This is a genomic window from Flavobacterium arabinosi, from assembly GCF_048158725.1.
Taxonomy (GTDB): Bacteria; Bacteroidota; Bacteroidia; order Flavobacteriales; family Flavobacteriaceae; genus Flavobacterium; species Flavobacterium arabinosi.
This window is the reverse complement of record NZ_JBLNKX010000007.1, coordinates 18,341-33,044: the sequence shown is the minus strand read 5'-3', so window position 1 is coordinate 33,044 and position 14,704 is coordinate 18,341. Positions and strand designations below refer to the sequence as shown.

General features: G+C 31.9%; 15 protein-coding genes. 6 read left to right on the top strand and 9 right to left on the bottom strand.

Annotated elements, in window-relative coordinates:
* The first annotated feature begins 80 nt into the window (after positions 1 to 80).
* The 4 genes from ACM55K_RS14130 to ACM55K_RS14115 all read left to right on the top strand — a co-directional run bounded on the left by ACM55K_RS14130 (position 81) and on the right by ACM55K_RS14115 (position 4,154).
* Entirely contained in the window at positions 81 to 1,052 is a 972-nt protein-coding gene (locus tag ACM55K_RS14130; protein WP_416850921.1) for a deoxyhypusine synthase family protein, read from the top strand.
* 9 nt (positions 1,053 to 1,061) lie between these two features.
* Positions 1,062 to 1,472 (top strand): DNA primase, encoded by a 411-nt coding sequence (locus ACM55K_RS14125; RefSeq protein WP_416850920.1) that lies wholly within the window; start codon positions 1,062 to 1,064, stop codon positions 1,470 to 1,472.
* A gap of 84 nt (positions 1,473 to 1,556) precedes the next feature.
* Complete coding sequence (gene recQ / locus ACM55K_RS14120; protein ID WP_416850919.1) at positions 1,557 to 3,668, top strand: DNA helicase RecQ; 2,112 nt, start codon at positions 1,557 to 1,559, stop codon at positions 3,666 to 3,668.
* Positions 3,669 to 3,677: 9 nt separating this feature from the next.
* Positions 3,678 to 4,154 carry a DNA-deoxyinosine glycosylase gene (locus tag ACM55K_RS14115; protein ID WP_416850918.1) on the top strand — a complete coding sequence of 159 codons (477 nt, stop codon included), beginning with the start codon at positions 3,678 to 3,680 and terminating at the stop codon, positions 4,152 to 4,154.
* Positions 4,155 to 4,156: 2 nt separating this feature from the next.
* Here ACM55K_RS14115 and ACM55K_RS14110 read toward each other — a convergent pair whose 3' ends face one another.
* The 4 genes from ACM55K_RS14110 to ACM55K_RS14095 form a co-directional block, all read right to left on the bottom strand.
* Complete coding sequence (locus ACM55K_RS14110; protein WP_416850917.1) at positions 4,157 to 4,672, bottom strand: DinB family protein; 516 nt, start codon at positions 4,670 to 4,672, stop codon at positions 4,157 to 4,159.
* Between the two features lie 9 nt (positions 4,673 to 4,681).
* Entirely contained in the window at positions 4,682 to 7,267 is a 2,586-nt protein-coding gene (locus ACM55K_RS14105; protein WP_416850916.1) for a phosphoenolpyruvate carboxylase, read from the bottom strand.
* A gap of 98 nt (positions 7,268 to 7,365) precedes the next feature.
* The gene (locus tag ACM55K_RS14100) at positions 7,366 to 7,845 is read right to left on the bottom strand and encodes an Lrp/AsnC family transcriptional regulator (protein WP_035672404.1); all 480 of its coding nucleotides are present in this window, start codon (positions 7,843 to 7,845) and stop codon (positions 7,366 to 7,368) included.
* Between the two features lie 77 nt (positions 7,846 to 7,922).
* Positions 7,923 to 9,077: a M14 family metallopeptidase gene (locus ACM55K_RS14095; RefSeq protein ID WP_416850915.1), complete on the bottom strand. Its 1,155-nt coding sequence runs from the start codon at positions 9,075 to 9,077 to the stop codon at positions 7,923 to 7,925.
* 311 nt (positions 9,078 to 9,388) lie between these two features.
* Here ACM55K_RS14095 and ACM55K_RS14090 point away from each other — a divergent pair, with 311 nt between their 5' ends.
* A complete protein-coding gene (locus ACM55K_RS14090) occupies positions 9,389 to 9,862 on the top strand; it encodes a helix-turn-helix domain-containing protein (protein ID WP_416850914.1) in 474 nt (157 codons plus the stop codon).
* Positions 9,863 to 9,929: 67 nt separating this feature from the next.
* Here ACM55K_RS14090 and ACM55K_RS14085 read toward each other — a convergent pair whose 3' ends face one another.
* Entirely contained in the window at positions 9,930 to 10,931 is a 1,002-nt protein-coding gene (locus tag ACM55K_RS14085) for a hypothetical protein (protein WP_416850913.1), read from the bottom strand.
* Between the two features lie 79 nt (positions 10,932 to 11,010).
* Positions 11,011 to 11,565: a 1-acyl-sn-glycerol-3-phosphate acyltransferase gene (locus tag ACM55K_RS14080; RefSeq protein ID WP_416850912.1), complete on the bottom strand. Its 555-nt coding sequence runs from the start codon at positions 11,563 to 11,565 to the stop codon at positions 11,011 to 11,013.
* A gap of 62 nt (positions 11,566 to 11,627) precedes the next feature.
* Between ACM55K_RS14080 and ACM55K_RS14075 the strand changes: the two genes are divergently transcribed.
* Positions 11,628 to 12,293 (top strand): spermidine synthase, encoded by a 666-nt coding sequence (locus tag ACM55K_RS14075; RefSeq protein ID WP_416850911.1) that lies wholly within the window; start codon positions 11,628 to 11,630, stop codon positions 12,291 to 12,293.
* A gap of 85 nt (positions 12,294 to 12,378) precedes the next feature.
* Here the strand turns inward: ACM55K_RS14075 and kdsB are convergent, their stop codons facing one another.
* The 3 genes from kdsB to ACM55K_RS14060 form a co-directional block, all read right to left on the bottom strand.
* The gene (gene kdsB, locus ACM55K_RS14070; protein ID WP_416850910.1) at positions 12,379 to 13,107 is read right to left on the bottom strand and encodes a 3-deoxy-manno-octulosonate cytidylyltransferase; all 729 of its coding nucleotides are present in this window, start codon (positions 13,105 to 13,107) and stop codon (positions 12,379 to 12,381) included.
* A gap of 152 nt (positions 13,108 to 13,259) precedes the next feature.
* Positions 13,260 to 13,940, bottom strand: a complete 681-nt coding sequence (locus ACM55K_RS14065; protein WP_416850909.1) for a GNAT family N-acetyltransferase — start codon at positions 13,938 to 13,940, stop codon at positions 13,260 to 13,262.
* A gap of 344 nt (positions 13,941 to 14,284) precedes the next feature.
* Complete coding sequence (locus ACM55K_RS14060) at positions 14,285 to 14,701, bottom strand: hypothetical protein (protein WP_416850908.1); 417 nt, start codon at positions 14,699 to 14,701, stop codon at positions 14,285 to 14,287.
* Positions 14,702 to 14,704 lie beyond the last annotated feature (3 nt).

The window sequence follows — 14,704 nt, the reverse complement described above, 5'->3', positions numbered from 1 at the left end:
ACAATTAGTCAATTTAAAAATTCGTTAAATTTGAAATACAAATTCAATGTTTCGGTTTTTAAATCTTTAAATTTTAAAAAATGAGCAAAGGACCGATCAGTCAATTTATTGAGAAGCATTACCTGCATTTCAACTCTGCATCTTTAGTTGACGCAGCTAAGGCGTACGAGCAACAATTAGCCAACGGTGCAAAAATGATGGTGAGCATGGCTGGTGCTATGAGTACAGCGGAGATTGGAAAGATTTTTTCAGAAATAATTCGTCAGGATAAAGTTCATATTATTTCTTGTACTGGAGCAAATCTTGAAGAAGATATTATGAATTTGGTAGCCCATTCTCATTATGAAAGAGTTCCAAATTATAGAGATTTAACTCCTCAAGATGAATGGGATTTATTAGAAAGAGGTTTAAACCGAGTTACCGATACGTGTATTCCGGAACATGAAGCGTTTCGTCGTTTACAAAAACATATTTATAAAATTTGGAAAGACGCCGATGATAAAGGCGAAAGATATTTTCCACATGAATTCATGTACAAAATGTTACTTTCAGGTGTTCTTGAAGAATATTATGAAATTGACTTAAAAGACAGCTGGATGTATGCAGCTGCCGAGAAAAATTTACCTATCATTGTACCAGGTTGGGAAGATAGTACGATGGGAAATATATTCGCATCTTATGTAATTAAAGGTGAATTAAAAGCATCTACGATGAAATCAGGTATTGAATATATGGTTTTCTTGTCAGATTGGTATCCAAAAAACAGTACTAACGGCGTAGGTTTTTTCCAAATTGGTGGAGGTATTGCAGGAGATTTTCCAATATGTGTTGTACCAATGTTATACCAAGATATGGAAATGCATGACATTCCTTTTTGGAGTTATTTTTGTCAGATTTCAGATTCAACAACCAGTTATGGTTCTTATTCTGGAGCGGTACCGAATGAAAAAATTACTTGGGGTAAATTAGATATAAAAACTCCTAAGTTCATTATTGAGTCCGATGCTACCATTGTAGCACCTTTAATTTTCGCTTATTTATTAGATTTATAGAATAACTTTATGAAAAGAGTAATAGTTGATTACGCAAAACTTACAAATGAAATTTTGAACCTTTTGGTAGAAAAATTTCCTGAAGGATATGATGATTCAAACATTATCCGTTTTAGAAATGCTAAAAATGAGTTAATAGAAGCTGTCGAAGTACGTACGGAAGACACCATTTATTTAGTAAAAGTTAGTACAAAATTAGCAGACAGAATTGAAAATTATGATGAAGATGATGATATCGATGCAGTTGTTGAACCAATAAGCGGCTTAGAACTTGATGATGAGGATGCAATAGAAGATGACGATGACGACGATGCTATCGACAAACCAGATTCTGACGCAGGTGATGACGGGGACGATGACGACGATGATATCGAAGATAAAAATATATCGGACGAAGACGATGAGGATGACGAAGATTAAATTCAAGTCTTGGATAAAAATAAAAAAGGAACTCCCAAACGAGTTCCTTTTTTTGTTAATTTAGAATTCAAAATATACGCCAAAATGACGCAACAAATTTTACATGCCAAACTCAAGGAAAACTTTGGTTTTGAAAAATTCAGACCCAATCAGGAAGACATAATAAATTGTGTACTTTACGGTCAAGATACTTTGGCCATTATGCCAACGGGTGGTGGGAAATCAATTTGTTTTCAATTACCGGCATTAATTTTTTCAGGAATCACAATCGTAATTTCGCCACTAATTGCTTTGATGAAAGATCAAGTAGACAGTCTTAAAGCAAATGGAATCCAAGCCTGTTTTATAAATAGCAGCCAAACTGAAGCCGAACGTCAATTTTATATTGAAAGCTTACAATCGAATAGTATAAAATTAGTTTACATTGCACCTGAAAGTCTTTCTTATCTTGATAACATTTTCAATAGTTTAACCATAAGTCTTATTGCTATTGATGAGGCACATTGCATTTCGGCTTGGGGACACGATTTTCGTCCTGCCTATACTAATTTGGGATATCTCAAAAAACGCTTCCCTTCTACTCCAATCTTAGCTTTAACTGCAACTGCTGATAAAGCTACACGTAAGGATATTAGCGAACAATTAAACTTAATAGATCCTAAAATATTCGTAGCTTCTTTTGATAGAAAAAATCTAAGTCTAGAAGTTCGTCCCGCTTTAGATCGCGTAAAACAGATTATAGATTTCATTCAGGAAAAGCCAAATGAATCAGGAATAGTGTATTGCTTAAGTAGAAAAACAACAGAAGAACTTGCCGAAAAACTACAAAAAATCGGTATTAATGCAAAAGCTTATCACGCCGGTTTAGACAATAAAATTCGGTCTAAAACCCAAGACGAGTTTATCAATGATGATTGCCAGGTGGTCTGCGCTACAATAGCTTTTGGAATGGGAATTGACAAATCAAATGTTCGTTGGGTAATCCATTATAATTTACCTAAAAATATAGAAGGTTATTATCAGGAAATTGGTCGTGCTGGCCGTGACGGATTACCTTCAGAAACGGTATTGTTCGAAAGCTATGGTGATGTTATTCAACTACAAAAATTTGCATCTCAAGGTTTGAATGCTGAAGTACAACTGGCGAAACTGGAAAGAATGAAGCAATATGCTGATGCCTTGAGTTGTCGCAGAAAAATATTACTCTCGTATTTTGGAGAACTCGTTACGGAAAACTGTGGGAATTGTGACATTTGCAAAAAACCGCCTTCCTTTTTTGACGGAACTGTTATTGCGCAAAAAGCATTATCAGCAATTATTCGTTTGCAAGAAACGGAACCATTACCCGTAATCATTGATTTTTTACGCGGTTCAAAAAACGCCTATATTTATGAAAAAGAATATCAAAACCTAAAAACCTATGGTGTTGGTATTGATATTTCTTGGTTTGATTGGAATCAATATTTAATTCAACTCATTAATTTGGGCTATTGCGAAATTGCTTTTCATCAGCAAAACAAAATTAGATTAACCGAATTTTCCAAAAAAGTCTTGTTTGAAGGAGAGAAAGTACAATTGACCACGGTTCAGAAAATCAATATTGACAAACAGGAAGTCAAAGAAACAAAAAGTAAATCTACTGCAAATTCATTATTTGATACATTACGAAAACTGCGCTACGAAATCTCCAAAGAAGAATCTGTTCCCGCCTATGTTATTTTTAGTGATGCGGCTTTGCGCCAAATGGAAACGGAAAGACCCATGAGCGACCAGGAATTACTGGCAATTGACGGCGTTGGGAAAGCAAAACTCGAAAAATATGGCGATGCCTTTATTAAAGTCATCATTGATTTTCAAAAATCAAAAATTGTCAAAAAAAAGAAAGAAGCAACAACTTATAAGGAAACATTAGAACTATACCAAAACGGATTATCAGTTGAAGAAATTTCTCAAAAGCGAAAATTAGGTTTGAGTACGATTATGTCCCATTTAGCCAAATTATATGTTGACGGAGCTGCTATTGATTTGAAGTCCTTTATTTCTAAAGAGGAAGTATCCCGAATTGCCGAAGCACAAATAAGACTAGAGTCTCCAAACGCATTAAAACCGTATTTTGATTATTTTGAAGAAAAAATAGATTACGGAAAAATCCGCTTAGCATTGGCTATACTAGAAAAAGAAAATGCAGTACTTTAAAAAATAAACATGATAAATTCATTTTCCCCTTTTGTAAATTCTCAAACTGAAATCTTGATTTTGGGAACTATGCCCGGTATAGCTTCTCTGGAAAAACAGGAATATTATGCGCACAAAAGGAATCATTTTTGGAAAATAATGTATACTATACTGGATAATTTACCCATCTCAGAAATTTTTGAAGAAAAAATACAATTACTGCAAACCAACAAAATTGGATTGTGGGATGTATTGGAAAATTGCGAAAGAAAAGGAAGTTTGGATATTCAAATCAAAAATCATAAAGAAAATGATTTTGAAACCTTATTTAAAGAATTTCCCGCAATAACTAAAATCGTATTTAACGGAAAGGAAAGTCATAAATACTTTCTAAAAAAATTCGGACAAATAAAAGGCATCACGTATTATGTGATGCCTTCAACTAGTCCTGCTAATACAATGTCTTTTGAAAACAAGTTGAAGATCTGGTCAACCTGTTTCGAATAAGCTTATAAATATCTTTCTTGAAAAACTTTTTGATGGTGTTTTTGATGACCAATAAGAATAAAACCTATTGCACGAACTGAAATTTCATTATTAGAAGCAGTTCCAATTCTTTTTAATTGTTCCTCTGAAAAACTTTTAAAAAGAAACAAATTTGAATGCCTAACCGCTGACAATTCTGTCAATAAGTTCTGAATATTTCTATCATTTGCATTCGTATTATCTACATAATCATTTTCTTCAAAACCATGTAATGGTGTTTTGTCATTTCTAGAAATTCGCAACGCACGATACCCAAAAATCCGTTCCGTATCAATGATGTGTTGAATTATATCTTTGATTGTCCACTTCCCTTCGGCGTATCTATAATCAAATTTATCCATAGGAATATTTTGTACAAAACGAATAAAATCGTGAAGACAAATTTCCAATTCTTCAATCATTTCAATATTACCCGCAGCTTTGATATAAGTTGCGTTAAATTCAGAATATTCATTTACAGGCAATTCATCTGTTTTCATTTTTTACAATTAAGCTGAATTTCTACTTGCGTTTGTATTTCCAAAAAGAGAACGTGTTACAATTTTCTCATACACTTTAATCAAGTCTCTATCAGGGTTTTTCTCTTTATTTATTTCATTAATTCTCAGCAAAGCATATTGTTGTATTGTTAACAATGGCAACACTATACGCTCTCTTATTTGTATGGATGCTTTACCATCAGGGTAATTTTCCATCAATTCTTTATGACCAGCAATTTTCAAAAGCAAACGTTTTGTTTCTAAAAATTCATCATAGATTATTTGCCAAAAAACACCAAATTCAGGGTCTTTTTTCATGTAAGCTGTTAATGGAAAAAATGATTTTGCCAATGACATCATACTGTTTTCTAACAAAGTCTTAAAGAATAAAGAGTTGTCATACAAATCTTGAACTTTATTCCATTGATCTGTATCTTCAAAATGTTTCAAAGCTGATCCTACACCAAAAAATCCTGGTACATTTTGTTTTAACTGACTCCAAGAACCCACGAATGGAATCGCACGTAAATCCGCAAAATCTAAACTTTCAGATTTACTTCTTTTTGATGGTCTGCTTCCAATATTAGTTTTGGCATAATATTTCAAAGTACTCATTTGCTCCAAGTATGGGATGAATTTAGGATGATTCTTAAAACTCAAGTATTTTTCATATCCTAATTCTGCTAATTGATTCAAAATATCTTTTTCGTTACTTGACAATTCGTTTTGACCTTTGCTGAAAACTTGATTGGTTACACCAGCACTTAGTAAATTTTCTAAATTATAACGACAAGAATCTAAAGTTCCAAAATTAGAACTTATCGTTTGTCCTTGTACGGTAACTTGAATCTCATTATTTTCAATATTTGGACCTAATGAAGCATAGAATTTATGTGTTTTTCCACCACCACGAGCTGGAGGACCACCACGGCCATCAAAGAAAATAGCTTTTATTCCATATTTTCTAGAGATTTCGGTAAGTTCTTCTTTGGCTTTATAAATACTCCAGTTTGCCATTAAATAACCTCCATCTTTCGTACCGTCAGAAAAACCAAGCATTATAGTTTGCTTATTGTTTCTGTTTACCAAATGTTTTGCATAAGCAGGATTAGTATATAATTTCTCCATGATAGCATGCGCATTTTGTAAATCGTCAACAGATTCAAAAAGCGGAATAATATCAACAGATGGATTTTCCCAATTACTTAAACGGAATAACGCGAAAGTTTCCATCACATTAAGCGCACTTTCATTATTACTTATAATATAACGGTTTGCACCAAATTCACCATTATTTCCCTGTATTGTTTTAATAGCCTGAATCGATTCAATAGTCGATCTAGTCATTTCATCATTGAATACATTTGGATTTAGATCTCCATTAACATTAGAAAGAACTGCAAATTTCTCTTCTTCCGATAATTCAAAATAATTTTCAGGAAAAACATCTGGATTTGAATTCAAATAAAATTCTACAACGTCATTAAATACAGCATCGTGAATTTTACTGTTTTGACGAATATCCAAAGAGGCGAAATGGAAACCAAACAAATTGACTTTAATCAAAAGTGCGTCCAACTCATCAAGATATAATGATTGATGTTGATCAATGATTATCTGTTTAATTTTTTTCAATTGTGATTTAAATTCATCCAAAGTAATAAAAATCTCTCCTCGTGAATAAAAAACAGAACGGTAAAGTTTAGATTCAAGTTCTGAAACTAAAGTATCTACACCTGAGAATGTTAACTTGCGTTTTAAATTCCTCATTTCAATGTAATAACATTTCAATATAGAAGTTCTCAAACGTTCCGCAACTTTCAAGGTAATCTCTGTAGTTACAAATGGATTTCCATCACGGTCTCCACCGGGCCAGAATCCAAGTTTAATTAATGGATTTTTAATAGAATTTCCATTAAAAATATTCTTTTGGAGATAATGAACCATGTCTCCCGAAGTTTTATAAAATACATTTTCAAGGTACCAAATTAAACTTACCGCTTCATCAAAAGGATTCGGTTTTTCATTTTGAATAAAAGGAGTTTTACCCAATTGTGCTAACAATTGTTTGATGTCCAGCAAATTATTTTTACGGATAGCATCCGTTAAATCATTGATAATACCAAGTACAGCACCAGGATAAAATTGTGTAGGATGAGCTGTTAAGACCGTTCTTACATTAAAATCTTCTAAGAAATTAATCAATTCTTCTTCCTTCTCTTTTGCTTCTGATTTTTCTTTGATATCTCTTAGCGATCCTCTTCCTTCCATATTGTTAACTACAGGAAAAGCAGCATCTTCAATCGCATCAAACAACACGATTTGGCGTTCGATATATTGAATAAAACGAAACATTAAATCAATTTTTTCCGTTTCTGAAGCGCTATGTAAGTATCTTTTAGCAAAAAAATCGACTATTTCTTTAGGTGTTTCTTGTTTTTTAAAACCCGTATCACAAACATCTGTAAACAAAGGAAGCAAAACACCTGTATTATCTATAGAATCAAAAGGTAATGTAATAAAAACACTATTATAAATGTGATATTTCGAAAGAACATCTTGATTGAAACGTTCTATTTTAGGCAGCGTGTACATAATTCAGTTATAGTTGATTTAGTTAGTTAATTTTTCATAAAAAAACCCCAAGAATAAACTTGAGGTTATATTTTTAGAATATAGCGTTCAAGAATTAATTACATATTTTTAAAAATAGTATGCATTAGGCGCTTCTTATCATTTATACTTTCTTCAAGAGAAATCATAGTTTCTGTTCTGTAAACGCCTTCTATATCATCAATCATAAAGATAACATCCTTAGCATGTTTAGTATCTTTAGCTCTGATTTTACAGAAAATATTAAATTTACCTGTTGTTACAGATGCAACTGTTACATAAGGAATTTCATTAATACGCTCTAAAACAAATTTAGTTTGAGACGTATTGTTAAGAAAAACACCTACATATGCAATAAAAGAATATCCTAATTTATCATAATCAAGAACTAATGAAGATCCCATTATAATCCCTGCATCTTCCATTTTTTTTACTCTAACATGCACAGTTCCTGCAGAAATCAACAATTTTTTTGCTATATCTGTAAACGGAACTCTTGTGTTGTCTATCAACATATCTAATATCTGGTGATCTACTTCATCTAAACGAAACTTACTCATATTTCTTTAATTAATATTAATAATTACTATTACAAAGTATAAAAATATACATAAAAATTAATAAAACGATATAAATATTATACTTTTATCATTCCGTTAACAAATTTTATGTTATTATCTAAGTAAAAATCAGCTTTTTGATTTAATTTCGGAAAACCATCATAGTCATCCTTATAGCGTGCTCCTTCAGCATCATACACATAATGACCAAAATGATTTTCTAATTCGCCAATTTCAGAAATATAGGCGTTAAAGTAAATCTGATTTTCAAATAACTCTTCTTTGTATTGTGCTGCAAAATTGGTGATTTTTTCAATACCATCATAATTTATTCTGATGTTTTTATACATTAAATCATAAAAAACGACTTTATTTTGAGGAATATTCAAATATTTATTAATTCCGTTGTCAACTATAACGTTTTCGCTAAGTATCGTAAAACTGGAAATTAACGCCATAAAAACAAATTTTCTCGTTTCTTCTCTATCATAATCATTTGCAAAATGTCCCGCTTCAAACAATAAAGTTGGCACACCTAAATACTGAAAAGTATCCCCTATACAGTTTATATTAAACGAATCGTCAAAACGTCCTATTTGATTTGGTAAATAGTCTTGCAAAACGTCATTCACGGCTGCAATTAAATTAATGGCTTTTAATCTAGATTCATTTATTTCTCTCTCTTCATTATAAGAAGGTGCCAAAAAAGACAATGTTGCCGGTTTGCCCGTATTACTAACTCCAAATATAGTGCGTTGATCATGAAGATTAAAGCAATAATCAGGTTTGAAAGATTCGAAAGTTTCCCTCAATATCTTGCTTTCAGGTTGAGAAAGATCCTGAGAGTCTCGATTAAGATCAATTTTATTGGCATTTTCACGTGTATATAAAGTAGCTCCGTCAGGATTTAACATTGGAATACTGCAAAAAGTAAAATCCGTCAGCAATTGCTTCGCTAAATCTGAACCACTATTGAGGACATTTAAGAAATCAAATAGTGCTTTTGTAGTGGTGCTTTCATTTCCATGCATTTGAGACCACAGAAAAATTTTGGTTTCGCCTTGTCCAATTTGATACGAATAAATAGACTTTCCTAAGACTGATTTTCCGATAATTTTTAACTCATTATTGGCGTTTAATTTTCTCAATAAAGGCTCAATTGAATCTAAAGTAATGTAACGCCCGGAGATAGATTCTTCTTTATATTGACTGAATAATTGTTCTAAATTCATACTATATTATTTGATTTACAAAAGTAAACATCTTTATATTTACATTTGTAAACACGTTAAATTCAAATTATTTCAAGGATGTAAACACTTTTTTGCACCCGATCCTTCTAAACCTTTACGCTCCAATTAACAAATGTTACGTAAAACATTATTATTAATTATTGTTTTAACTATCAATACGTTAGTTGTAGTTATAGTCAACATAACTTTAATTAAAATGTTAAAATAAATACTATTTACACTTGTAATTTTGGTATTTCAACCTGATTTAGTTACATTTGTAAATAGATTATTTTTAATCCAAATTTACAATGGTAAACACAGACGATTTTATAAAAAGACTAGAAATTATACTGGATTATTACAGTTTGAATGCTTCCTCTTTTGCAGATAAAATTGGGGTGCAGCGTTCCAGTTTGTCTCACCTGCTTTCAGGAAGAAACAAGCCAAGTCTGGATTTCATCCTTAAAATTTTAGACGTTTTTCCTGATGTTGATTTGTATTGGATTTTGAATGGGAAAGGCACATTTCCAAAAAATACGGAACGTGATAAAAAAGAAAATGCATCTGAGGAAACTGTAAAACAAAATAGTCCTACTCCATTAAGCAACGAAAGTATTCCAGAAAATTTATTCTCAGAAATAAAAAATACAAATCCGATAAATGCTTTGGAAACAAAAAAGACGCAAACTCAAAATATAGCCACAGCATCAAATTCGAGTGAAATTGATAAAATTGTAATTTTTTATAAAAATGGAACTTTTAAAAGTTATGTTCCGGATTAAAAAATACCCCCCAATTCAGTTTTCCGAATTGGGGGTTATTTAAAAAAAGTAAGCTTAAAACGTATCCCTATTTTCTTAGAACAAAAATCGAAGTCACCCCTGCTTCGGCTCTTACATTGATTGGAGCAAAATCACCCGAAGTTGTTGGATAACTATAAGTCAATACTTGTCCACCAGCGTTGAGTCTTTCGGCAACATAAATATTCTTTGTTACACTATCATAAGCAACGTCTACAGGATTTCCTAAAAGTGAATTAGGACCGTAAACTCTAACTTGGTTTGTCAAAGCAATTGTTCCTGATGTAGCTGTTGAAGCAAAAACACTGGCGAAATTTTTTATTATGACAAGACCTCCATCAGTTGCTGAAGTTGCACTGGCAACATCTGTAAGAATCATAACATCATCTGAAGCTGAATATGTAATTCCATGAGTACGGGTTAAACTTGCAATAGTTACACGCTTAGTAGCTGAAATATTACCTGAAGCATTAGTCATGAAATTTTTGAATTGTACAATATCACCTGTCAAATCAGCAACAGCATACAAATCTGCCCCATCCATGTGTATTCCCCATAGTTTAAAATCGGTTATATATGTTTTCATCAATGTAAAACCTGTAGTTGTTTTTTGATATACAAATAATTTATTAATCATCCCATTACTAGTCGATTGGTCTTGAGTAACCACAATTTTATCTCCGGAAATAGCAGTTTCTCTCGCATTAGAAAATTCTCCGGTAATACTGTTCAATGTCAACATTAAATTATCAGTTCCTTCTGTAAATGCAGTTTTCAATCCTGAATAGGTTTCTAAGCGGTTATTTGTTCTGGAAGCAATTATAATCTCATCTGTTTCAACGTTATATGATATTCCCTCAGCGTCTGCTGAACTCACCGTATATGATTTTACTGTTGGCATTGTTGCCAATAAATTAGTATATGTAACTTTTCCTGATGTGTTACTTGAGGTAACCAAGTTCAATTCTGCCGGAGTAGAATTAGAATCATTATTATCGCATGATGCGAATAGTACGATTAGAAATGCGGAAGTAATAAATAAATTTTTCATAAGTATAATTTTAGAGATTTAATTATACTTACGAAAAACAAAAACTTTTGGTTTTATCTTTTTGGTATTATTTTAACTTTTATTGAAAAAAATATCCTTTTTCAGGAATTTTACCTTCTACTCCTATATAATGTTTTTTCAAAATAATCATATCAGTTTCTAAATTTCCTGAAGGCATTAATGGATTTCCCAGATTCACTTCTTTTTTACCAAAATTAAAAGCAACAGGAATTATGGGAACATTTGCTTTTAAGGCAATGTAATAAAATCCTGTTTTTAGTTCGCTTACTTTTTCACGGGTTCCTTCGGGTGCAACGGCAAGTCGAAAAACTTCCTTTCTTTGAAAAATAGCTGCAATGGAATCTACTTTATTCAATCCTCCAGTTCGATCCAAAGGTTCACCACCCATATATTTGAAATAAAATCCAAAAGGAAAACGAAATAATTCTTTTTTCCCAACCCAGTTCATTTCCAACCCAGTTATTCCTCTGGTGAAAATTCCCAAATAAAAATCATGAGCGCTAGTATGTGGCATGACCATCATAACACATTCTTTAATATTTGCATCTATGGTCCCAACTATTTTCCACCCCATCAGCTTAAAAAATACCCATTTATAAAATTGTTTCTTCATTCTTTAATTCTTTCGCACAAAATAAATAATTAATATCTTATTTTTGAGTAAAACTGTTCCTAATGATTAAAAAAATATTTAGTTACCTTATTCCAATAAAAATTTACCAATCAAAATCTCCATTGAGCAAATCGATTGAAGTGACCTGGGCAAATGGTGAGTTACTTTTAGATTCTGAAAATGCCAATTATTCGTATGGAAGTCTACAACGTATTTTAAGAATCGGACTAAAAAACATTGGCTACGAAAAAATAGCTGACATGGAACATATTTTGGTTTTGGGAGTAGCTGGAGGTAGTGTCATAAAAACGTTGGTTGATGAAATTAAATTTAAAGGAAAAATAACCGGAGTTGAAATTGATTCCGATATAATTAAGGTTGCTAATAAATATTTTGCTTTAGATAAAATACCCCAACTTGATATTGTTATTGAAGATGCATTTGAATTTGTTTTGAAAACCAAAAGCAAATACGATTTGATTATTATTGATATCTTCCAAGATACTACAATGCCCAATTTTTTATTTGAAACATTCTTTATCAACCGCATCTGTTTCCTTTTAAGAAGTAAAGGTTTCATTCTTTTCAATACGATGATTTTGAATGAAACACAAAATATAAGAAATCAAAAATATGTTTCTGAATTTTATGAAAATCATTTCAAAATAAGAACTATACCCAGAATTGAAGTACACAATGAATTAATCGTAATTGAAAAATTAGAATAAAAACTGCTATAATTAATGACTTCAAAAAACACGACCGCAGATTCGCAGATTTAATTGATAATCTGTGAATCTGCGGTTTTTTAATTTATTCAAGCATCTTTCGAGCTTTTTCTAAATCTTCCAAAGTATCAATTCCGATTCCAACATGAGTAGTTTCGACCATTTTGATTTTTTTACCAAATTCTAAATAACGAAGTTGCTCCAGTTTTTCGGAGGCTTCCAATGATTTCATCGGCAAACTGTAAAAGTCTAATAAAGCCTCTTTTCTAAAGGCATAAATCCCGATGTGTTGCATATAACGAACGCCCACGTTTTTCTCTCTTGGATATGGAATTACCGAACGTGAAAAATATAATGCAAATCCATTTTGATCTACCACAACTTTTACATTGTTGGGATTATTGATATCATCTTCGTTTGTAATTTCGCGCATCAACGAAGCTAAATCTACTTTTTCATCCAAATCATTTCTAAAAATTTCAATGACTTTTGCCAAAGGTTCCGCATCAATAAACGGTTCGTCTCCTTGTACATTAATCACAATATCAACATCCAGATTTTCGACGGCTTCCGCAATTCGATCACTACCCGATTCGTGTTCTTTAATGCTTCGAATGGCTTTTCCACCATGAGAAACGATTTCATCATAAATTAAATCCGAATCCGTTACCACAAAAACATCATCAAATAAATGGGTGTTTATGGCTGCTTCATAAGTTCTTAAAATAACCGTTTTACCTCCCAAATCCTGCATTAGTTTTGCGGAAAATCGTGTGGAAGCGTAACGGGCGGGAATGACTGCTATTATTTTCATTTTTATATTTTTCATTTTGCCACGAAGACACTAAGTCGCAAAGTTTTTATTTTAAATTTTTTATTTGGGGCAAACGGAACAATCAAGTTAGCTGGGCGCTAAGTTAGCATGTTTTTAGGATTTACAAAAATGTTCTCAATTCACACCTAAATTTACTTTGTGATATTCCAAAAACTAATTTTTCGTCTAATTGTAAACCCCAATTTTTCGTACAATCGTATTGCTCCCATGTTATCTTCAATCACATGTAAATAAGGAGTTTTATTTTGCTTGAAAATTTCATTTACAGCATGGGCAACTAATTGTTTAGCGTATCCTTTTCCTGAATGATTGGGATGTGTGACTACTGCGCTTACTTCTATAAAATCATTCATTTGCATGCGCTCACCAGTCACGGCTACAAGTTCATCGTTTTTTAAAATTCCATAATAATTGCCCAATAAAGCCGTTTTTCTTTTAAAATATCCCGGTTGCACAAAGTTCACTAACTCATATAAAGCATCAATATGTTCGCCAGTAAGTTTTATGATTGGATCATTAATTGCAATATCGATTGGATTGTAAACAATCATTTGAAGACAAATAAATTCTTTATTTAACTTCAATAGATTTGAAAGTTCCGGTTTTTCTCCAACAATAAAAAAATTGTCAACCATAGCAGAATATTCATCGATAGAAATTGCAATCGCATTGCCTTTTACAAAACCACCAAACGGACAATAATCAGGATGATAGAATTTTACACCGCCATAATCTACCGCAAAACTTTGATGCATTTCTGATAACGAAAACCAAACGGGATTATCTAATTTTTTATCGTCTTCTGTTTTCACAATAATTAGTTTTGAGGATTTGTTTTGGGATTGTTATTATTTATTCTTAAAAGAGGAAGTTATATTTGTTTATGGTCACGAGCGAGACGCTCTCGCTCAATGTCATTAAGTTAAGGATTATACTGACCTCGGAGAGGTCAAATGTTTATAGAAATAATATTCGATTTCCACAACGACCCCAGCGGGGTCGTATGTTTTCCAAAATAATACAACCCCGCTGGGGTTGGTGGCGTGTGGTATCTAGGGTTCTATAAACATTGAAATCCGCTGGATTTCCCTTAACTTAATGACATTGCGCTCTCGCTAGCTGGGGACTTAACGTGCGGGAATAACGGCTATTATTTTCATTGGAATAAAAAATATAAAAATGTTAGAGAAACTATGAGTGTTGACAAAATGCTTAAAAGAGAAAATAAAGTTATTCTACTTATTCTTTCCTTATTAAACTTATAATTTTCAAAAAATTGTTCGTTTATTGTAGCATCAAACCTACTTACTTCCATCATTTCATATTCAATAAAAATTAAAAAGCACAAATTTAATATTGGTATTATAATCAATTTAACGGAAATTTGATTGTCAATTTTAGATAAACCAAAGAAGCCAGCAATCAAAATATTATTAAAAATAAAGAGCTTATCATGTATCCTATCAAAATGCTTAAAAACATTTCTTAAACCATCTTCTCTAATTTTATCAGTTTTCTTACAAGCCTCCTCAAATTCTTTATCCACATATTCATTATTCAAAATCTTTTCCATAAA

Bases quoted from the DNA above. Each gene is read 5' to 3' on its own strand.
- recQ (WP_416850919.1), top strand. From the start codon at position 1,557: ATGACGCAACAAATTTTACATGCCAAACTCAAGGAAAACTTTGGTTTT.
- ACM55K_RS14125 (WP_416850920.1), top strand. From the start codon at position 1,062: ATGAAAAGAGTAATAGTTGATTACGCAAAACTTACAAATGAAATTTTG.
- ACM55K_RS14095 (WP_416850915.1), bottom strand. From the start codon at position 9,077: ATGAATTTAGAACAATTATTCAGTCAATATAAAGAAGAATCTATCTCC.
- ACM55K_RS14090 (WP_416850914.1), top strand. From the start codon at position 9,389: ATGGTAAACACAGACGATTTTATAAAAAGACTAGAAATTATACTGGAT.
- ACM55K_RS14115 (WP_416850918.1), top strand. From the start codon at position 3,678: ATGATAAATTCATTTTCCCCTTTTGTAAATTCTCAAACTGAAATCTTG.
- ACM55K_RS14085 (WP_416850913.1), bottom strand. From the start codon at position 10,931: ATGAAAAATTTATTTATTACTTCCGCATTTCTAATCGTACTATTCGCA.
- ACM55K_RS14075 (WP_416850911.1), top strand. From the start codon at position 11,628: ATGATTAAAAAAATATTTAGTTACCTTATTCCAATAAAAATTTACCAA.
- ACM55K_RS14060 (WP_416850908.1), bottom strand. From the start codon at position 14,701: ATGGAAAAGATTTTGAATAATGAATATGTGGATAAAGAATTTGAGGAG.
- ACM55K_RS14105 (WP_416850916.1), bottom strand. From the start codon at position 7,267: ATGTACACGCTGCCTAAAATAGAACGTTTCAATCAAGATGTTCTTTCG.
- ACM55K_RS14130 (WP_416850921.1), top strand. From the start codon at position 81: ATGAGCAAAGGACCGATCAGTCAATTTATTGAGAAGCATTACCTGCAT.
- ACM55K_RS14100 (WP_035672404.1), bottom strand. From the start codon at position 7,845: ATGAGTAAGTTTCGTTTAGATGAAGTAGATCACCAGATATTAGATATG.
- ACM55K_RS14110 (WP_416850917.1), bottom strand. From the start codon at position 4,672: ATGAAAACAGATGAATTGCCTGTAAATGAATATTCTGAATTTAACGCA.
- kdsB (WP_416850910.1), bottom strand. From the start codon at position 13,107: ATGAAAATAATAGCAGTCATTCCCGCCCGTTACGCTTCCACACGATTT.
- ACM55K_RS14080 (WP_416850912.1), bottom strand. From the start codon at position 11,565: ATGAAGAAACAATTTTATAAATGGGTATTTTTTAAGCTGATGGGGTGG.